We start from the raw sequence: 14,981 nt of genomic DNA on the forward strand, positions 1-14,981 counted from the left end.
TAGGCATACGACGCCGTGCGAGACTGCCCGGCAATACAAGGGGGAACACCATGCGAGTAATCATGTCCATGGCGACGGCCGCGGCCGCAGCAGTCGCGCTGGCCGCGCCGGCCACGACCGCGAGCGCGACCGCGCAACCGGCAGCAGCGCCTGAGGCGAAGTGCAAAGGCCACACTGTCACGATCAACGGCACCGACGGCAACGACAAGATTGTCGGCACCCCGCGCGCCGATGTGATCCGTACCTGGAAGGGCGACGACGTCATCAAGGGCCGCGGCGGCAACGACATCATCTGCGGCGACGAGGGCGCGGACACGTTGATCGGAGGCGCCGGCAACGACCGGCTGCACGGCGGGCCGTTCAAGCTGATCGACTATGAGGAGGAGCTCGGTGCAAAGGGTGATCTGCTGATCGGCGGGCGTGGCAACGACCGAATCTTCGGCGGCGGCTCGCCCGAGAACGAGAGCCCCTGGGTGATGCCCTTCCTCGTCGTACCGGATCGGGTGGAGTTCCCGGAGGCGCGCGGCGGCATCACGATCGACAAGCGCGGCGTCGCGACGGGCCCGGGCATCGGCCGGGACCGTCTGTTCGGCGCCCAGCGTGTAACCGGCACCCGCTGGGCCGACCGCATCACCGTTCGGGGCGAACACATCGTCGCCGGAAAAGGCGGTGACGACCGGATCACGGTGCTCACCGGCCCGAAGGACGGCCAGATCGAAGCGAGTGCTCGCGGCCAGCGCGGCGACGACCGGATCGACCTCTCCAGATCCGCCAAGGGGTATTACGAGATCGATGGTGGCGCCGGCCGCGACCGGCTCACCGGGTCACCGCGGACGGAGTACATCGTCGATCGCTTCGGTCGCGGCTCGGTACGCGGCGGCGGCTCGTACGACCAGATCAGTGTGACCTCGCGGGTATCCGTACGCGGCGACGGCGGTGACGACCTGCTCCAGATTCGACTCGTCAAGGGCCATCTTCGCTCGATCGACGGCGGCGCCGGGCGCGACCGCCTGGAGTTGAGTAATCCGACGGGCAGAGATCTACACATCAACCTTCCCAAGCGACAGCTGCGGGTCGGCCGCGCCGCAGCCTCGCTCCGCCGAGCCGAGGCGTACGCGGTGCCTGCGCGCAACGCCGATGCGTATTTCGTCGGCAGCGACCGCGCCGACCGGTTGTCGTCGTTCGTCCGCAAGGGCAACTTCATCCGAGCCCGGCTCGGGGGCGGCGACGACAAGTTCAACATCGGCGGGCCGTACGGCCCGGCCGGACGCGCGATCGTGTACGGCGAGGGCGGCGCCGACGAGCTGGACGGCAACTACACCCACGACCGGTTCTTCGGCGGACGCGGCAACGACACCCTATGGGGAGACGTCGCCAACGACGTGCTCCGCGGCGGACCCGGGCACGACAAGGCCGACGGCGGGCCAGGCAAGAAGGACCTGTGTCGCGCTGAGTCGAAGCGTCAGTGCGAGCGCTGACGGGTGCGGGGCGGCCTGGTCACCGGGGCCAGGCCGCCTCGCGCTGACGTTCGTACCGTTTGCGTTCTCGTCGCCGCATGGTCGCCGGAAGGGTGAGGATCAGGGCGATCGCAATCCCGATCAGTGCACCGCCGGTGTTCGCGATCAGGTCGCGACCGTCCGAAACTCGGCCCGGGATCTGACTCTGTGCCGACTCGATGAATGCGGTCATCGCGAAGGAAGCGATCGCGGCAAGCCACCAGCCGCCCGCTCCGAACAGCAGCAGCAGGAACATCCCGATGGGTACGAACAACGCAATGTTGGCCAGGAACTCGAGCCGGGTGTAGTCGATCGACTCCGCGTAGCCGCGACGGTGCAGCGCATCGAGTACGCGCTCGATTAACCGCTGGTCGTCCGGGCCGATCGGCTGCGGCGTGAGCGTCAGCCAGGCGACGAAGATCAGGTACCCGCCCGTGATCAGGCTGAGGAACGGATGGCGATGGAGCATCACACCAGTGTGCAGGGTGATTGGTTGACGCAATCCGATGGTCGCACGCGCGCGGTCTGGCAAGATCGGTCTGTGACCGCCAAACCGAGCCCGCAGCAACGCCTCGATGACCTCGCCCAGCTGCGAAAGGTGCGTGACCGGATCGACCGTGAGTACGCCCGGCCGCTCGACGTCGAGGAGCTTGCCCGCGGCGTACACATGTCGTCGGGGCACCTCAGCCGGCAGTTCCGAATGGCATACGGCGAGTCGCCGTACAGCTACCTGATGACGCGGCGCGTTGAGCGGGCGATGGCCCTGCTCCGCCGCGGTGACCTCAGCGTCACTGACGTCTGCTTCGAGGTCGGGTTCTCGTCCCTTGGCACGTTCAGCACCCGGTTCGCCGAGCTCGTCGGCGTAGCGCCGAGCGCGTACCAGCGAGAGGGTACGCGCGTCACTGCGGGCATGCCGCCATGTGTCGCGAAACAGGTCGCCAGACCGATCAGGAATCGAGAAGCACCGGTGTCGGACCTGCGTCTAGCGTGAGCCGCATGACTTCCATCGATTACGTCACCCTCGAAGTGGCAGACCGCACCGCATCCGAAAACCTCTACCAGAAGGCATGGGGCCTCGGCGACCGCATCCGCGTACGCACGTCGCAGGAGCCGACGTCCGGCTTCCGTGGCTTCACGATGTCGCTCGTCGTACCCCAACCTGCCACCGTTCGCTCGCTCGTCGATGCCGCACTCGACGCCGGCGCGACCTCGCTCAAGCCGGCCGAGAAGTCGTTCTGGGGCTATGGCGGGGCCGTACAGGCGGCGGACGGGACGATCTGGACGATCGCATCGTCATCGAAGAAGGACACCGCGCCCGACAACGGCGAGATCAGCGATATCGTCCTGCTCCTCGGTGTCTCCGACGTCAAGGAGACCAAGAAGTTCTACGTCGACCAGGGCCTGAGGGTTAAGCGCAGCTTCGGCAGCAAGTACGTGGAGTTCGACGGGGCCGACAGTGCGATCACGTTGTCGTTGTACGGCCGTCGTGCGCTTGCCAAGCATGCCGGCGTCTCGCCCGAGGGCAGCGGCTCGCACCGCCTCGCAATCGGCAGCGATTCCACACCGTTCACCGACCCCGACGGCTTCTCCTGGGAGGCCGGCGCTCCGATCGCGAGCTGACCGACCATGTGCCCAACCGCCTGGAAGCAGGCACTCGCCGCCGACCACCACCGCCAACTCACAGGGAGCATGACCACCATGGACATCAGCATCCACACCACCGCCCTACCGCACGTCGACCCGGACGCCTCTGTCGCGTTCTACCGCGACGTGCTCGACTTCGAGGTACGCAGCGACGTGGGCAACGGCACGATGCGCTGGATCGTCGTCGGACCGAGCGACCAGCCGGACGTGAATCTGCTCCTCGCCCCGCCGGTCGCCGATCCGGGCGTGACCGACGACGAACGCCGCACCATCACCGAGATGATGGCGAAGGGCACGTACGGCTGGATCCTGCTCGCAACGTCAGACCTCACCGGTACCTTCGAGAAGGTCGAAGCGAGCGGCGCAGAAGTGGTCCAAGAACCCACCGACCAGCCGTACGGCATTCGCGACTGCGCCCTTCGCGACCCGGCGGGCAACATGGTCCGGATCCAGCAGCGCTGACGGCAGACCGAACGAAGGAGACACGATGACCGCAGCGTCCCACGCAGCCGACAGCCATGACCTGATCCGCGTTCACGGAGCACGCGAGAACAACCTCCGCGATATCGACATCGAGATACCGAAGCGCCGACTCACCGCGTTCACCGGCGTTTCCGGCTCCGGCAAGAGCTCCCTGGTGTTCAGTACGATCGCCGCCGAGTCGCGGCGGATGATCAACGAAACCTACAGCGCCTTCCTGCAGGGCTTCATGCCGTCGCAAGCCCGCCCCGACGTCGACGTACTCGAGGGTCTGACCACGGCGATCATCGTCGACCAGGAGCGGATGGGCTCGAACCCCCGCTCCACCGTCGGCACTGCGACCGATGCGAACGCGATGCTGCGCATCCTGTTCAGCCGGCTCGGCGACCCTCACGTCGGCTCACCCCAGGCGTACTCCTTCAACGTCGCCTCGATAAGCGGCGCAGGCGCGGTCACCCTCGAGAAGGGCGGGGAGAAGGTCAAGGAACGACGCGAGTTCAGCATCACCGGCGGCATGTGTCCGCGCTGCGAGGGTCGCGGGTCGGTCTCCGACTTCGACCTGTCTGCGCTGTACGACGACTCGAAGTCGCTCAACGAAGGCGCCCTGACGATTCCCGGCTACAGCATGGACGGCTGGTACGGCCGCATCTTCCGAGGCTGCGGGTTCTTCGATCCCGATAAGCCGATCGCGAAGTTCAACAAGCGCGAGCTCAACGCCCTGCTCTACAAGGAGCCGACCAAGATCAAGGTCGAGGGCGTCAACGTCACGTACGAAGGCCTCATCCCACGCATCCAGAAGTCGATGCTGGCGAAGGACCGCGAGGCAATGCAGCCGCATATCCGCGCCTTCGTCGATCGGGCGATCACGTTCGACAGCTGCCCCGAGTGCGAAGGCACCCGGCTGAGCGAGGGCGCACGGTCGTCGAAGATCGAGGGCGTCAGCATCGCGGACGCCTGCGATATGCAGATCAGCGACCTCGCCGAGTGGGTGCGCAAGCTCGACGAACCATCGGTCGCGCCACTGCTGACGACACTCGGTGAGACGCTCGACTCGTTCGTCGAGATCGGTTTGGGCTACCTCAGCCTGAACCGCCCGGCAGGCACCTTGTCCGGGGGAGAAGCGCAACGGACGAAGATGATTCGCCATCTCGGCTCGGCGCTCACCGACGTCACCTACGTGTTCGACGAGCCGACGATCGGTCTGCACCCGCACGACATCGAGCGGATGAACAACCTGCTCCTGCGACTGCGCGACAAGGGCAACACGGTGCTCGTCGTCGAGCACAAGCCGGAGACGATTGCCATTGCCGACCATGTCGTCGACCTCGGTCCCGGCGCCGGCGCCGATGGCGGCACCGTGTGCTTCGAAGGCACCGTCGAGGGTCTACAAGGCAGCGACACGCTCACCGGGCGGCATCTCGAGGACCGCGCGAGCCTGAAGGAGTCCGTACGCGCGGCGACCGGTGCGCTCGAGATCCGCGGCGCTGACCAGAACAACCTGCAAGGCGTCGACGTCGACGTGCCGACCGGGGTGCTGACGGTCGTCACCGGTGTCGCCGGCTCGGGCAAGAGCTCGCTCATCGACGGCAACCTGGCTCGCCGCGACGGTGTGGTCGTCGTCGACCAGACGGCGATCAAGGGGTCGAGGCGATCCAATCCCGCCACGTACACCGGCCTCCTCGATCCCATCCGCAAGGCGTTCGCGAAGGCCAATGGCGTCAAGCCGGCGTTGTTCAGCGCCAACTCCGAGGGCGCGTGCCCGACGTGCAACGGTGCGGGCGTCGTCTACACCGAGCTCGGTGTGATGGAGACCGTCGCGACCACCTGCGAGGAGTGCGAGGGCAAGCGGTACCAAGCGGCCGTCCTCGAGTACAAGCTCGGCGGGCGCGACATCAGCGAAGTACTCGCGATGTCCGTCGACCAGGCCGAGGAAATGTTCGCCGACGGACCTGCGCGTACGCCCGCAGCCCATAAGATCCTGCAGCGTATGGCCGACGTCGGGCTCGGCTACCTCACTCTCGGCCAGCCGCTCACGACCTTGTCGGGCGGAGAGCGACAGCGGCTCAAGCTCGCGACCCACATGGGGGAGAAGGGCGGCGTCTACATCCTCGATGAGCCGACGACCGGTCTGCACCTCGCCGATGTCGAGCACCTGTTGGGTCTGCTCGACCGGCTGGTCGACTCGGGCAAGTCGGTCATCGTGATCGAGCATCACCAGGCGGTGATGGCGCACGCCGACTGGATCATCGATCTCGGTCCGGGCGCGGGGCACGATGGCGGCAAGGTCGTCTTCGAGGGAACGCCCGCCGACCTGGTCGATGCCCGATCAACCCTGACCGCCGAGCATCTGGCGGCGTACGTCGGTGCTTGACGACGGTCGCGCTGTCCGGCTCGGGCGGCTGGTCACCGCCTAGAGCTGCCGGACGAGATCGGCGAGGTCGGTTGCGTATCCGTCGAAGCGATCGCCACTAGCGGGAGGGTCCCCGACGGGACGCTCGACGTACGCGGTGCGCAGGCCGGCAGCCTGCGCACCGCGAAGGTCCCACGCGTGTGCGGCGACCATCAGGATCCGTTCGGGCGCACAGCCGGCCGCTTCGACGGCGAGCTTGTACACCTCAGCGGCCGGCTTGTACGCCCTCGCGCCCTCGGCGGACAACGCAAGATGCCACCGCAGACCCGCGTACTCATTGAGTCGGAGCAAGGCTGCGCGACTGGCATTCGAGAGCCCGATCACCGGGTATCGCGTCGCGAGGTCGGCGAGCCCGGCGGCCGCGTCCGGCCATGGCTGTAGGCGTTGACCTGCCGCTGCGAGCCGCTCGATGGTCGTCGACCCGGAGACCCCTGCACGGTCGGCTATCCGATGCGCCGCTTCGCGGTCGATGACCTGGGTGTTCGCGTACACCCGGTCTCCGCGACCGATCCGCGCCTGCTCTATCTCGACGTGCGTCTGCCACAGGGCGAGAAGCTCTTCGACGTACTCGGCGCGTGCTGTCGGGACGGCCTCGCGGATTGCCTCCCGGAGCCCAGTGGGCTCGTCGACCATCGTGCCGAGTACGTCGAAGACGACCACGTCGATATCGACCATGCGAGTCACCCGTCATCTCCGTCACTGGTTGAACTGGTGACACACCTTGCATCAGTGTCACGTCACCTGTCAAACTGGTGACGTGACCTTCGCCTTTGTGAGTGGCAACGCCGCTCTGGATCTCACCGGCACCGTGGAATCGCGCCGAGACCACCCGAAAGATCTGCTGGACACACCCGCAAGCCTCGAGCGGTGGATGGGGGAGTGCCGAGTGCTACCCGACGCGGCGAACGTCGACACGCGGACATTCGCATCCGCGCTGGAGCTGCGCGAGGCGGTTTATCGACTCGCACGCGACCGGATCGAGGGTCGCCCGTTCACCCACGAACACCTTCAGACACTCAACGCCGTCGCGTCCGAGCCGACGCCGGACATCGAGCTCACCGACGCAGGTGTGAAGCTGACGGGTGATGCGCAATCAATGCTGGCCTACCTGGCTCGGGACGCGATCGCATTGCTCGCCGACAACGACGCACAGCTGAAGGAATGCGGTCGCCCCGAGTGCACCCGCCTCTATCTGGACCGGTCTCGCGGTGCCCGGCGTACCTGGTGCGGGATGAAAGAGTGCGGCGACCGGATGAAGGCAGCGGCCTACCGTTCTCGCAAACGTGCCAGTGCGTCGCCGGCCGATGTCCGCGCGTAGATCACCTCGCGGCGATCGCGGCGACGAGCCACCAGGCCGCCTCGTCTGAGCACGCCGAGGTGGGTGTTCACGCCGCCAGGACTCCAGCCGGTCGCATCGGCGAGCGCTCGCGTCGATGCCGGTCGCTCCAGCATGCGGAGCAGGGTCGCCCGGCGAGATCCGATGAGCTCGCTCAGTGCATCCGCGTCGCTCCGCCCGACGGACCACAGGTCACCTGTCCCGGGCGGCTGATAGGTGAGTGCCGGGTCCCACGGCGCATCGGTACGCGGCCAGGCGCCGAACGCCAGGACGGACGGCAGCAGCAACAACCCGCGTCCGGCGAGCTCTACTGTGTGCGGCTCGGGCTTGGCGTTCGCCAAGGTGAGCACCGATCCGTCCCAGGTGACGTCCGGATCAAGGTTTGCGAACGCCGTCTCTCCGCCCTCGACGACGAGGCGCCCTGCCCTCGCTGCGATCTCGCTCTCCAGGAATGCTGTAATCCGGGGCCACCACGGCGCGATCGTCGCCTCCCAGAAGGCGCGCATCTGGTCGATGAGCCTGCGCAGCGCGTTCGTCGTGTCGTCGATGAGGGGACGAACATCATCGGGGATGCCCTCCGGAAAGGCGCGTACCAGGTCGGCGCGTACAACTGCCGGTGCGGTCGCCGCGATCCGAGCAAGCTCGTCGGCAATCAGAGGGTGCGGCACCAGGGGAGGCGGGGCGTGGAAGTTCGGCCAGATCGTGCGACCGAGCGGGTTCACGGCGTAGAGCAGATCGACGTCCAGGCCGGCGAGGTGAGGCAGCGTCGCTCGCACCCAACCTCGATGCTCGGGAAACAGGTGAGGCAGTCGGAGTACGTACGTTGCCGCCGTGAGCTCGGTCAAGGGCGAGATGGCAAACCTTGTGCGGAGCAGGTCGTCTCGCCCGAACGCGAACACGATCCGCGAACTGCTCCGGCGCGTCGGCACGGATTCAGATTAGCGCGAATCTCTCGGGCTCAAGGCGGCCTTCGACTAGAACTGGCGTCGTTCGACACCACAAGGAGTATGAAAATGAGCCACGAACGAGCCGACGGTCTCGCGCCCCATGCCGCACAGCTGCTGGAGCAGAACGCTTACCTGACCCTCGCGACGGTGACCAGCGCCGGGCGGCCTTGGGCGTCGCCTGTGTACTTCGCGGCAGACGGGCTGGCCGACTTCTACTGGTCATCGGCGACCTACAGCCGCCACTCACAGAACCTCGCGGAGACCGGAGTCGTCAGTGTCGCCGTTTTCGACTCGACCGTACCGCCGTACCACGGTCGCGCGCTGTACGCCGAAGGCCATGCGACCGTTGTGGACGACGACGAACTCGAGCATGCGCTCGCGATCTACCCGGGCCCGCAGTCGCGCGGAGGCTCGCGGCTGGACATCGACGACGTCACCGGGTCGTCTCCGTGGCGGCTCTACCGAGCACGAGCCACCGACGTATGGGTCCTGTGTCCGCGCGACCCGAGAAGCCCTTGCGCGCTCCACGGACGAGACGACGATCACCGGGCACACGTATGGTCGGCACAATCGTCCGACTGAAGGAACTCGTGGATGGTCATCGTCGCCGGCCACCACGAGGCCGGACCGGCGTCACCGTGACCTTGGATGCGCGTCTATCCGAAGGCGTACCCCGATCGCATCGCCGCCGTGGCGGGGCTACGCGAGCTCGGCTCGTCCAGCGCACTCGTGGCGACACCGGCATCAAATCGCGGCGGCGTCGCGACGTACCTGTCGGCCGGTTTCGAGCGGCTTCCCGATCGGCGCGACCTGCACCGATCCTGCGAGTGATGAGTTTTGAGGTCCGCGCCAGTCACATGTACGACTGGATACGACGAGACTGAGGATGACGTGATGACTGTGAACACTCGTTCGGACGATCGACACCTGGATAGGTCGGCAGCGGCCGACGAACCGGCGTTCGCCGAGTCGACCGAGCGGCACCGGCGCGAGCTGCACGTGCACTGCTACCGGATGCTGGGGTCGTTCGACGACGCCGAGGACGCTGTGCAGGAGACGTACCTGCGCGCCTGGCGGCGACGTGAGACGTTCGAGGGACGATCGTCGCTGCGGGCCTGGCTGTACCGGATCGCCACCAACGTGTGCCTTGATCTGCTGGCGAAGAATCGTCCGGAGCCCGCCACCGACGGGGAAGTGCTGTGGCTACAGCCCTACCCGGACCGGCTCCTCGATGAGCTGCCCGGCCCCGACGAGCCCGAGGCGGTCACTGTCGCTCGGGAGACGATCGAGCTGGCGTACGTAGTCGCCGTCCAGCACCTGGCGCCGCGGCCGCGCGCAGTGCTCATCCTGCGAGACGTGCTCGGCTGGCCGGCCAAAGATGTCGCGGACCTCCTCGGAGACTCGGTCAACTCGGTCAACAGCGCGCTACAGCGGGCTCGAGCAGGCATGCGGGAGTGCTTGCCAACCGACCGGCAGGACTGGAGCGGTGGCAGCAGCGACGGTCAGACACGCAATCTGGTACGCCGCTTCACCGACGCCACCATTGCGACTGACATCGACGCACTCGCTGCGATGCTGCGAGACGATGTCCGCTGTTCGATGCCGCCCTCAGCGGGCCTGCGCACCGGCCGCGACACCGTGGTGAACGACTGGATCCAGGACGGCTTCGACACGCTCGGTCCCATGCGCGCGGTGCTCAGCTCCGTGAATCGGCAGCCCGCCGTCGGCATCTACCTCTGGCGCGACGACCAGAACGCCTACGTACCACTAGCGATCGATGTCCTGCGCATCGCCGACGACTCGATCACCGAGATCACGACATTCCACGGCGACCAGTTCGTACGCATCGGGCTGCCCGAGCGACTGTCATCGGACGGTACGGAGGTCTCGGTCGGGGAGTGACCCCGCGGCGCAATGGGTGCGGCCGACGATCACTTGGCATCACTTCCCCCGTACCTATTGCGCACGATCCGTCGAAAGCGGCGGAATCGCCGCTTGGCTGTGGTCCAGTCGAAGGTGAAAAGTGGGTCGGGCGTACGCCAGTCGCGACCGTAGTTGGCCGTGAGGAGCGCCTCGGGCTTCGCCGGTACGAGAAGGTTGGTTGACCCGTCGACGGAGATCGGCTTCAACGGGATCGCATCCTCTGCTGCGACCTCACCGAAGCAGCACGGGAACACGTACAGGCGCCCGGCACGGATCCATGCCGGAAACAGGTCGAGCATCAAGCCGTCGGGGGAGGCGGTCTTCGTGTGGATCGTCTCGCGGCGATCCATCTCGGGGTCGAGCACACCGCTCGCACGGAGTTTCCTGCGCAGCTTGACCCATTCGATCGCTGCCGCCTTCGTCGTATCGGCATGGAGCAACACGGCGAGGTCGACGTCGTCGTCGTGCCAGATGATCCCGTCGTCACGGGTCAGACCGAGCAGAGTTCCGGAGTTCGCGAATGTCTCGTACCCGAGCCCTTGCAAGGCGCGTACGACCTCGTCGACCTGCGACCATAGCTCGTGTGCGGGACGAAGTGCGGGGCGCAGGTTGTATCCGTGTGCGGTCACGGTGCGGTCACCGAGGAACTCCTGCACCTTCGCCCAGAACTGGTCGTACCGCTCGGAGGTTCCGCGCCTCGCGTGGGCGGCACGTAGCCGGGCCAGCCGCCGGATCACCCGGGGACCACACTGGCGGAAGTGCACATCGAGCAGGATGTCGATCTGCCGCCAACGCAGCCGTCGCTCCGCCTTGGGGACGCCGTCGAGCGCGGCACGCAAGGTCTCGTACTCGGACTCGGGTCGTTCAGCTGCCCGATGCAGTTGAACGACCCGTTCGCGCACGCGGGCTGGCACGTCCGCATGCATGACAGAATTATTCACGCCAGAAAACGCTAGCAGGCCATTCCAGCCGCGACCTGCAGCGACGCGAGCGCCGGCGCGCAAGTCGGGGGACTTCCGTCACACGGACTGACTCAACGCACCGTCTCGTACCTGGTCAGCGTCACGCCGTCGGGGAACATCCGAGTCTCGGTCAGCCTCAGATTCACCCAGTTGTCGAGCGCAGTGAAGAAGGGGAGACCCGCACCCACCAGAACGGGCGCAGTGACGAGTATGTACTCGTCGATCAGCCCGGCCCGCATTGCCGTCGCGGCCAACGTGGCGCCGGCGATGTCCATCGGGTCGCCGTCCTCGGCCTTGAGCCGGGTGATCTCGGTCACGGCGTTGTTACTGACCAGTCGTGAGTTCCAGTCGACCGAGCTGATCGTCGAGGAGAACACCACCTTCGGCATGTCCCGCCAGCGACCGGCGAACTCGATCTCGGCCGGCGTGGCGCCTGGCTGTTGGTCGGCCGTCGGCCAGTGGGAGCTCATCGTGTCCCACAGCCGCCGCCCGTACAGCGCCAGGCTCGTCGAGCCGACCCGGTCAGACCACCACTGGAACAGCTCGTCGCTCGGCACGCTCCAGCCGAGTTCGTCGCCAGGTGCGGCGACGTAGCCGTCCAGGCTCACGTTCATAGCGAAACTCAATTTGCGCATGCATCAGCCTCCCGTAGATCGGTACACGGTGACCAGACGCGCACAGCGCGAAAAACTCATCGGCCCGGCCGCCGAGGTACGCGCTCCGGCCACATGAGCGGCTCCTATTGGCCGGAAGCCGTACTTCGGCGACTGAGAGATGCTCCCGTGATTAAGTGCCGATAATGTACATTATGTCATTTCGAAGTGGATTGCTCGCTCTCATCAGCGAGCGGTTTCCTGGCCGCGATCGTGAACGTGCACGGAATCTTGTCGCGCCACTGCGGGCCGAACTCCCAACTACCGTCGACGGGTGCCGTCAACTCGGAGAAGCACCACGGCAGCGATCTGCCCTCGTCGAAACGCTCCAGAACCAAGCCTGCCGCGAGCAGCGAGCCGATGATCTCGGCGAGCGAGTGCGGCCATTCGTAGCTGCGAGTGTGCGCGGTCGTTCCCTCTCCGGCGTACGTCGAACCGTCGTCCCAGGTCTGCGCACGACCGTTGGCGAAGTAGCGGTAGCCCACCACCGGCGTGCTCGCCTTCTCGTCCAAGGCCAACAATGCCGGGTGCCCATCGCGGATGTAGAAGAGGCCGCCCGGGCGTAGGAGCTCGGCGATCTGACGAGCCCACGTCGCAAGGTCACTCAGCCAGACGATCGTGCCGACGCTGGTGTAGACGACGTCGAAGTCCCCCGCCACCGCCTCACGTGCAGCCAGTACGTCCGACTCGACCCAGGAGATCTCGAGGTCAGCCTCGCCGGCGAGCCGCCGCGCCACGTTCAGCGACGTTGCGGAGAAGTCCAGACCCGTGACGCGTGCACCGAGCCTCGCCAGCGAGATGGTGTCCGTACCGATGTGGCACTGCAAGTGCAGCACGTCGAACCCGGCGAGCGGTTTGTCGAGGTCACCGGCGTCGGCACTGCCTCGTCCGCGGCCGTCGAGGTGCTGCAGCAGCACGGGCAGGTCGTCGCGGATCACCGTGCTGATCGCCTCGGAATCCGCCGCGAGGTCGTGGGAATCATAGAGGTCTTCGTGCAGTACCGCGCGGTCGTCCCAGAGTTCGCGGTTGGCGTCTCGAGCGGATTCCCACCCAACGGTGCTGTCGTAGCCCTCCTCCCCTGCCGCGGCTCCGTCCATCTGCTCCATGTCGCGCGCTCCTCGTTCGTTCTCGCGGGTTCGACTCTCATCCAACACCCACGGAAACCGGTTGCATCGAGCGGAGCGCCGGAGCGAGTCTGTACGCGTGCGGGACTACGACGACCTGATTGCCGAGGCGCTGGAGGCCGACGTCAGCGGCTGGGGTTTCGACTGGCTCGACGGCCGGGCGACGGAGGAACGTCCACCGTGGGGCTACGCGCGCCTGGTAGCGCGACGACTCGCGGAGGTGCAGTCCGCACTCGACATCGACACCGGAGGCGGGGAGGTCGTCGGCGAGGCGCCCCTACTCCCCGACCGGATGGCCGTCACAGAGAGCTGGGGGCCGAATCTCGAACGCGCGCGTACCCTCCTCGAACCACGCGGCGTGAAGGTCGTGGACACCGGCGACGAAGACACCCTGCCGTTTGCCGACCAGACCTTCGAACTCGTCACCTCACGCCATCCGGTGCGGCCGAACTGGGCTGAGATCGCGAGAGTCCTTGCGCCAGGCGGGCATTACTTCGCACAGCACGTCGGTCCGGCATCGGCATTCGAGCTCATCGAGTACTTCCTCGGTCCTCTCCCCGCAGAACGAGAAGGCCGCCGCCCCGATCACGAGGCGGCAGCGGCGAAGCGCGCCGGACTCGTCGTCGAGTCGCTGCAGACGGCGCGCTGCCGAATGCGCTTCCATGACATCGGAGCGGTCGTGTGGACCCTGCGAAAATGCGTGTGGTGGGTACCCGACTTCTCCGTCGCCAAGTACGACCGGCAGTTACGGGCACTCGACGAGCAGCTGCGCGCCGGCGAACCGTTCGTCGCTCACTCGACCCGCCATCTCATCGAGGCATCGATCCCAGCACTGCAGAAAGACCCTGTTGCAGGTCGCTGACGAAGTACGCGGGGACTTCCAACGAGGGAAAGTGTCCCCCGGTCTCAGGCGTACTCCACCGGACGATGTTTCGGTATCTCTCCTGCGCCAATGCGCGTGGGCTCTTCTCGACATCGCGCGGATACATCGTGAGCGCGGCCGGGACGTCGACCCGGAGCTCGGGGTCGAGCGAGTCGTGGCTCTCGTAGTAGATACGTGCGGCCGATGCCCCGGTCCGCGTCAACCAGTACAAGGTCACGTCGTCAAGCACGCGATCCCGCGAAATCGTCTCGAACGGGCTGTCCCCGGTGTCTGACCATTCGGCGAACTTGTCGAGGATCCACGCCAGCAGCCCGACGGGCGAGTCCACCAGCGAGTAGCCGATGGTCTGCGGTCGACTCGCCTGAAGCTTCGCGTACGCCGCGCGCCGGTGCCAGAAGTCATGCGTATCGGCGACCCACTCGCGCTCGACCGTCGTGAGCCCAGCGGTCGACAAGCCCGGCGGCGGCTCGGCGAACGTCGTGTGGATCCCGAGCACGTGCTGCGGGAACCTGCCGGCGAGGACGGTGGTGATGTTGCCGCCCCAATCGCCACCGTGCGCAGCGAACTTCGAATAGCCGAGCCTGCCCATCAGCTCCACCCAGGCGGCCGCGACCTTCTCGGTCCCCCACCCGGTGGTAGCCGGCCTGTCGCTGTAGCCGAACCCGGGCAGCGACGGAGCCACGACGTGGAACGCCGGCAGCCTCTCCTCCTTGGGGTCTGTCAGCTCACCGATGACATCGATGAACCGGACGATGCTGTCCGGCCAGCCGTGCGTCAGGATCAGCGGAGTCGCATCTGCGCGTGGCGATCGGCAGTGCAGGAAGTGGATTCCCAGACCGTCGATGGTCGTACGAAACTGTCCGATCCGATTGAGCCGATCCTCGAATGAGCGCCAGTCGTAATCGGTGCGCCAGTAGCGCACGAGCTCGACGAGATCGTCGAGCGGGACGCCCTGGTCCCATCGGCGCGGGTCCGGGGCGGGGCGATAGACGGTCTCCGCCTCCGGGAGCCGCGCAGCCTCGAGCCGCGACCGCAGATCGTCGAGTTCGGCATCGGCGGCACGTGCTTCGAATGCTCGTACGTCGGTTGTCGGGCCAGACATGAGATCCCCTTCAGGCTATGA

17 protein-coding genes are annotated in these 14,981 nt (G+C 66.6%); 10 read left to right on the plus strand and 7 right to left on the minus strand.

What is annotated here, in order from left to right; all coding sequences use genetic code 11:
• Positions 1–50 precede the first annotated feature (50 nt).
• Positions 51–1,478 carry a hypothetical protein gene (locus MU582_11245; protein ID UPK73027.1) on the plus strand — a complete coding sequence of 476 codons (1,428 nt, stop codon included), beginning with the start codon at positions 51–53 and terminating at the stop codon, positions 1,476–1,478.
• Positions 1,479–1,497: 19 nt separating this feature from the next.
• Here MU582_11245 and MU582_11250 read toward each other — a convergent pair whose 3' ends face one another.
• Positions 1,498–1,965 (minus strand): VanZ family protein, encoded by a 468-nt coding sequence (locus MU582_11250; protein ID UPK73028.1) that lies wholly within the window; start codon positions 1,963–1,965, stop codon positions 1,498–1,500.
• Between the two features lie 72 nt (positions 1,966–2,037).
• On the opposite strand from MU582_11250, the gene MU582_11255 reads away from it, so the two are divergent.
• The 4 genes from MU582_11255 (at position 2,038) to MU582_11270 (ending at position 5,991) form a co-directional block, all read left to right on the plus strand.
• Positions 2,038–2,487 (plus strand): AraC family transcriptional regulator, encoded by a 450-nt coding sequence (locus MU582_11255; protein ID UPK73029.1) that lies wholly within the window; start codon positions 2,038–2,040, stop codon positions 2,485–2,487.
• A gap of 5 nt (positions 2,488–2,492) precedes the next feature.
• The gene (locus MU582_11260; GenBank protein UPK73030.1) at positions 2,493–3,116 is read left to right on the plus strand and encodes a glyoxalase; all 624 of its coding nucleotides are present in this window, start codon (positions 2,493–2,495) and stop codon (positions 3,114–3,116) included.
• Positions 3,117–3,194: 78 nt separating this feature from the next.
• A complete protein-coding gene (locus tag MU582_11265) occupies positions 3,195–3,602 on the plus strand; it encodes a VOC family protein (GenBank protein ID UPK73031.1) in 408 nt (135 codons plus the stop codon).
• A 25-nt stretch (positions 3,603–3,627) separates the two neighbouring features.
• Entirely contained in the window at positions 3,628–5,991 is a 2,364-nt protein-coding gene (locus MU582_11270) for an excinuclease ABC subunit UvrA (GenBank protein UPK73032.1), read from the plus strand.
• Between the two features lie 39 nt (positions 5,992–6,030).
• Here the strand turns inward: MU582_11270 and MU582_11275 are convergent, their stop codons facing one another.
• A complete protein-coding gene (locus MU582_11275) occupies positions 6,031–6,705 on the minus strand; it encodes a haloacid dehalogenase type II (protein UPK77154.1) in 675 nt (224 codons plus the stop codon).
• 82 nt (positions 6,706–6,787) lie between these two features.
• Between MU582_11275 and MU582_11280 the strand changes: the two genes are divergently transcribed.
• A complete protein-coding gene (locus MU582_11280; protein ID UPK73033.1) occupies positions 6,788–7,348 on the plus strand; it encodes an ABATE domain-containing protein in 561 nt (186 codons plus the stop codon).
• On the opposite strand, the gene MU582_11285 is transcribed toward MU582_11280, so the two are convergent.
• Positions 7,297–8,295 carry a winged helix-turn-helix domain-containing protein gene (locus tag MU582_11285; GenBank protein UPK73034.1) on the minus strand — a complete coding sequence of 333 codons (999 nt, stop codon included), beginning with the start codon at positions 8,293–8,295 and terminating at the stop codon, positions 7,297–7,299. The two genes, MU582_11280 and MU582_11285, sit on opposite strands and share 52 nt — an antisense overlap.
• A gap of 84 nt (positions 8,296–8,379) precedes the next feature.
• On the opposite strand from MU582_11285, the gene MU582_11290 reads away from it, so the two are divergent.
• The 3 genes from MU582_11290 (at position 8,380) to MU582_11300 (ending at position 10,215) form a co-directional block, all read left to right on the plus strand.
• Positions 8,380–8,895 carry a pyridoxamine 5'-phosphate oxidase family protein gene (locus MU582_11290; protein UPK73035.1) on the plus strand — a complete coding sequence of 172 codons (516 nt, stop codon included), beginning with the start codon at positions 8,380–8,382 and terminating at the stop codon, positions 8,893–8,895.
• Between the two features lie 66 nt (positions 8,896–8,961).
• Positions 8,962–9,144: a hypothetical protein gene (locus MU582_11295; protein ID UPK73036.1), complete on the plus strand. Its 183-nt coding sequence runs from the start codon at positions 8,962–8,964 to the stop codon at positions 9,142–9,144.
• Positions 9,145–9,207: 63 nt separating this feature from the next.
• Positions 9,208–10,215 (plus strand): RNA polymerase subunit sigma-70, encoded by a 1,008-nt coding sequence (locus MU582_11300; protein ID UPK73037.1) that lies wholly within the window; start codon positions 9,208–9,210, stop codon positions 10,213–10,215.
• A gap of 29 nt (positions 10,216–10,244) precedes the next feature.
• Here MU582_11300 and MU582_11305 read toward each other — a convergent pair whose 3' ends face one another.
• From MU582_11305 to MU582_11315, 3 genes are all read right to left on the minus strand, one after another.
• Positions 10,245–11,162, minus strand: a complete 918-nt coding sequence (locus MU582_11305; protein UPK73038.1) for a hypothetical protein — start codon at positions 11,160–11,162, stop codon at positions 10,245–10,247.
• Positions 11,163–11,269: 107 nt separating this feature from the next.
• The gene (locus tag MU582_11310; protein ID UPK73039.1) at positions 11,270–11,812 is read right to left on the minus strand and encodes a dihydrofolate reductase family protein; all 543 of its coding nucleotides are present in this window, start codon (positions 11,810–11,812) and stop codon (positions 11,270–11,272) included.
• A gap of 197 nt (positions 11,813–12,009) precedes the next feature.
• The gene (locus tag MU582_11315; GenBank protein UPK73040.1) at positions 12,010–12,957 is read right to left on the minus strand and encodes a class I SAM-dependent methyltransferase; all 948 of its coding nucleotides are present in this window, start codon (positions 12,955–12,957) and stop codon (positions 12,010–12,012) included.
• Positions 12,958–13,054: 97 nt separating this feature from the next.
• Here MU582_11315 and MU582_11320 point away from each other — a divergent pair, with 97 nt between their 5' ends.
• Positions 13,055–13,837, plus strand: coding sequence for a class I SAM-dependent methyltransferase (locus MU582_11320; GenBank protein ID UPK73041.1), 783 nt, complete (start codon positions 13,055–13,057; stop codon positions 13,835–13,837).
• Here MU582_11320 and MU582_11325 read toward each other — a convergent pair.
• Complete coding sequence (locus MU582_11325; protein UPK73042.1) at positions 13,785–14,960, minus strand: epoxide hydrolase 1; 1,176 nt, start codon at positions 14,958–14,960, stop codon at positions 13,785–13,787. The genes MU582_11320 and MU582_11325 overlap by 53 nt on opposite strands.
• Positions 14,961–14,981: the final 21 nt, after the last annotated feature.

It is taken from the genome of Nocardioidaceae bacterium SCSIO 66511, assembly GCA_023100825.1.
In the GTDB taxonomy this organism is placed as follows: Bacteria; Actinomycetota; Actinomycetes; order Propionibacteriales; family Nocardioidaceae; genus Solicola.

Excerpts from the sequence above, each read along its gene's own strand:
- MU582_11245 (UPK73027.1), top strand. The coding sequence starts at position 51 with ATGCGAGTAATCATGTCCATGGCGACGGCCGCGGCCGCAGCAGTCGCG.
- MU582_11250 (UPK73028.1), bottom strand. The coding sequence starts at position 1,965 with ATGCTCCATCGCCATCCGTTCCTCAGCCTGATCACGGGCGGGTACCTG.
- MU582_11260 (UPK73030.1), top strand. The coding sequence starts at position 2,493 with ATGACTTCCATCGATTACGTCACCCTCGAAGTGGCAGACCGCACCGCA.
- MU582_11265 (UPK73031.1), top strand. The coding sequence starts at position 3,195 with ATGGACATCAGCATCCACACCACCGCCCTACCGCACGTCGACCCGGAC.
- MU582_11270 (UPK73032.1), top strand. The coding sequence starts at position 3,628 with ATGACCGCAGCGTCCCACGCAGCCGACAGCCATGACCTGATCCGCGTT.
- MU582_11275 (UPK77154.1), bottom strand. The coding sequence starts at position 6,705 with ATGGTCGATATCGACGTGGTCGTCTTCGACGTACTCGGCACGATGGTC.
- MU582_11290 (UPK73035.1), top strand. The coding sequence starts at position 8,380 with ATGAGCCACGAACGAGCCGACGGTCTCGCGCCCCATGCCGCACAGCTG.
- MU582_11295 (UPK73036.1), top strand. The coding sequence starts at position 8,962 with ATGCGCGTCTATCCGAAGGCGTACCCCGATCGCATCGCCGCCGTGGCG.
- MU582_11300 (UPK73037.1), top strand. The coding sequence starts at position 9,208 with ATGACTGTGAACACTCGTTCGGACGATCGACACCTGGATAGGTCGGCA.
- MU582_11305 (UPK73038.1), bottom strand. The coding sequence starts at position 11,162 with ATGCATGCGGACGTGCCAGCCCGCGTGCGCGAACGGGTCGTTCAACTG.
- MU582_11310 (UPK73039.1), bottom strand. The coding sequence starts at position 11,812 with ATGAACGTGAGCCTGGACGGCTACGTCGCCGCACCTGGCGACGAACTC.
- MU582_11315 (UPK73040.1), bottom strand. The coding sequence starts at position 12,957 with ATGGAGCAGATGGACGGAGCCGCGGCAGGGGAGGAGGGCTACGACAGC.
- MU582_11325 (UPK73042.1), bottom strand. The coding sequence starts at position 14,960 with ATGTCTGGCCCGACAACCGACGTACGAGCATTCGAAGCACGTGCCGCC.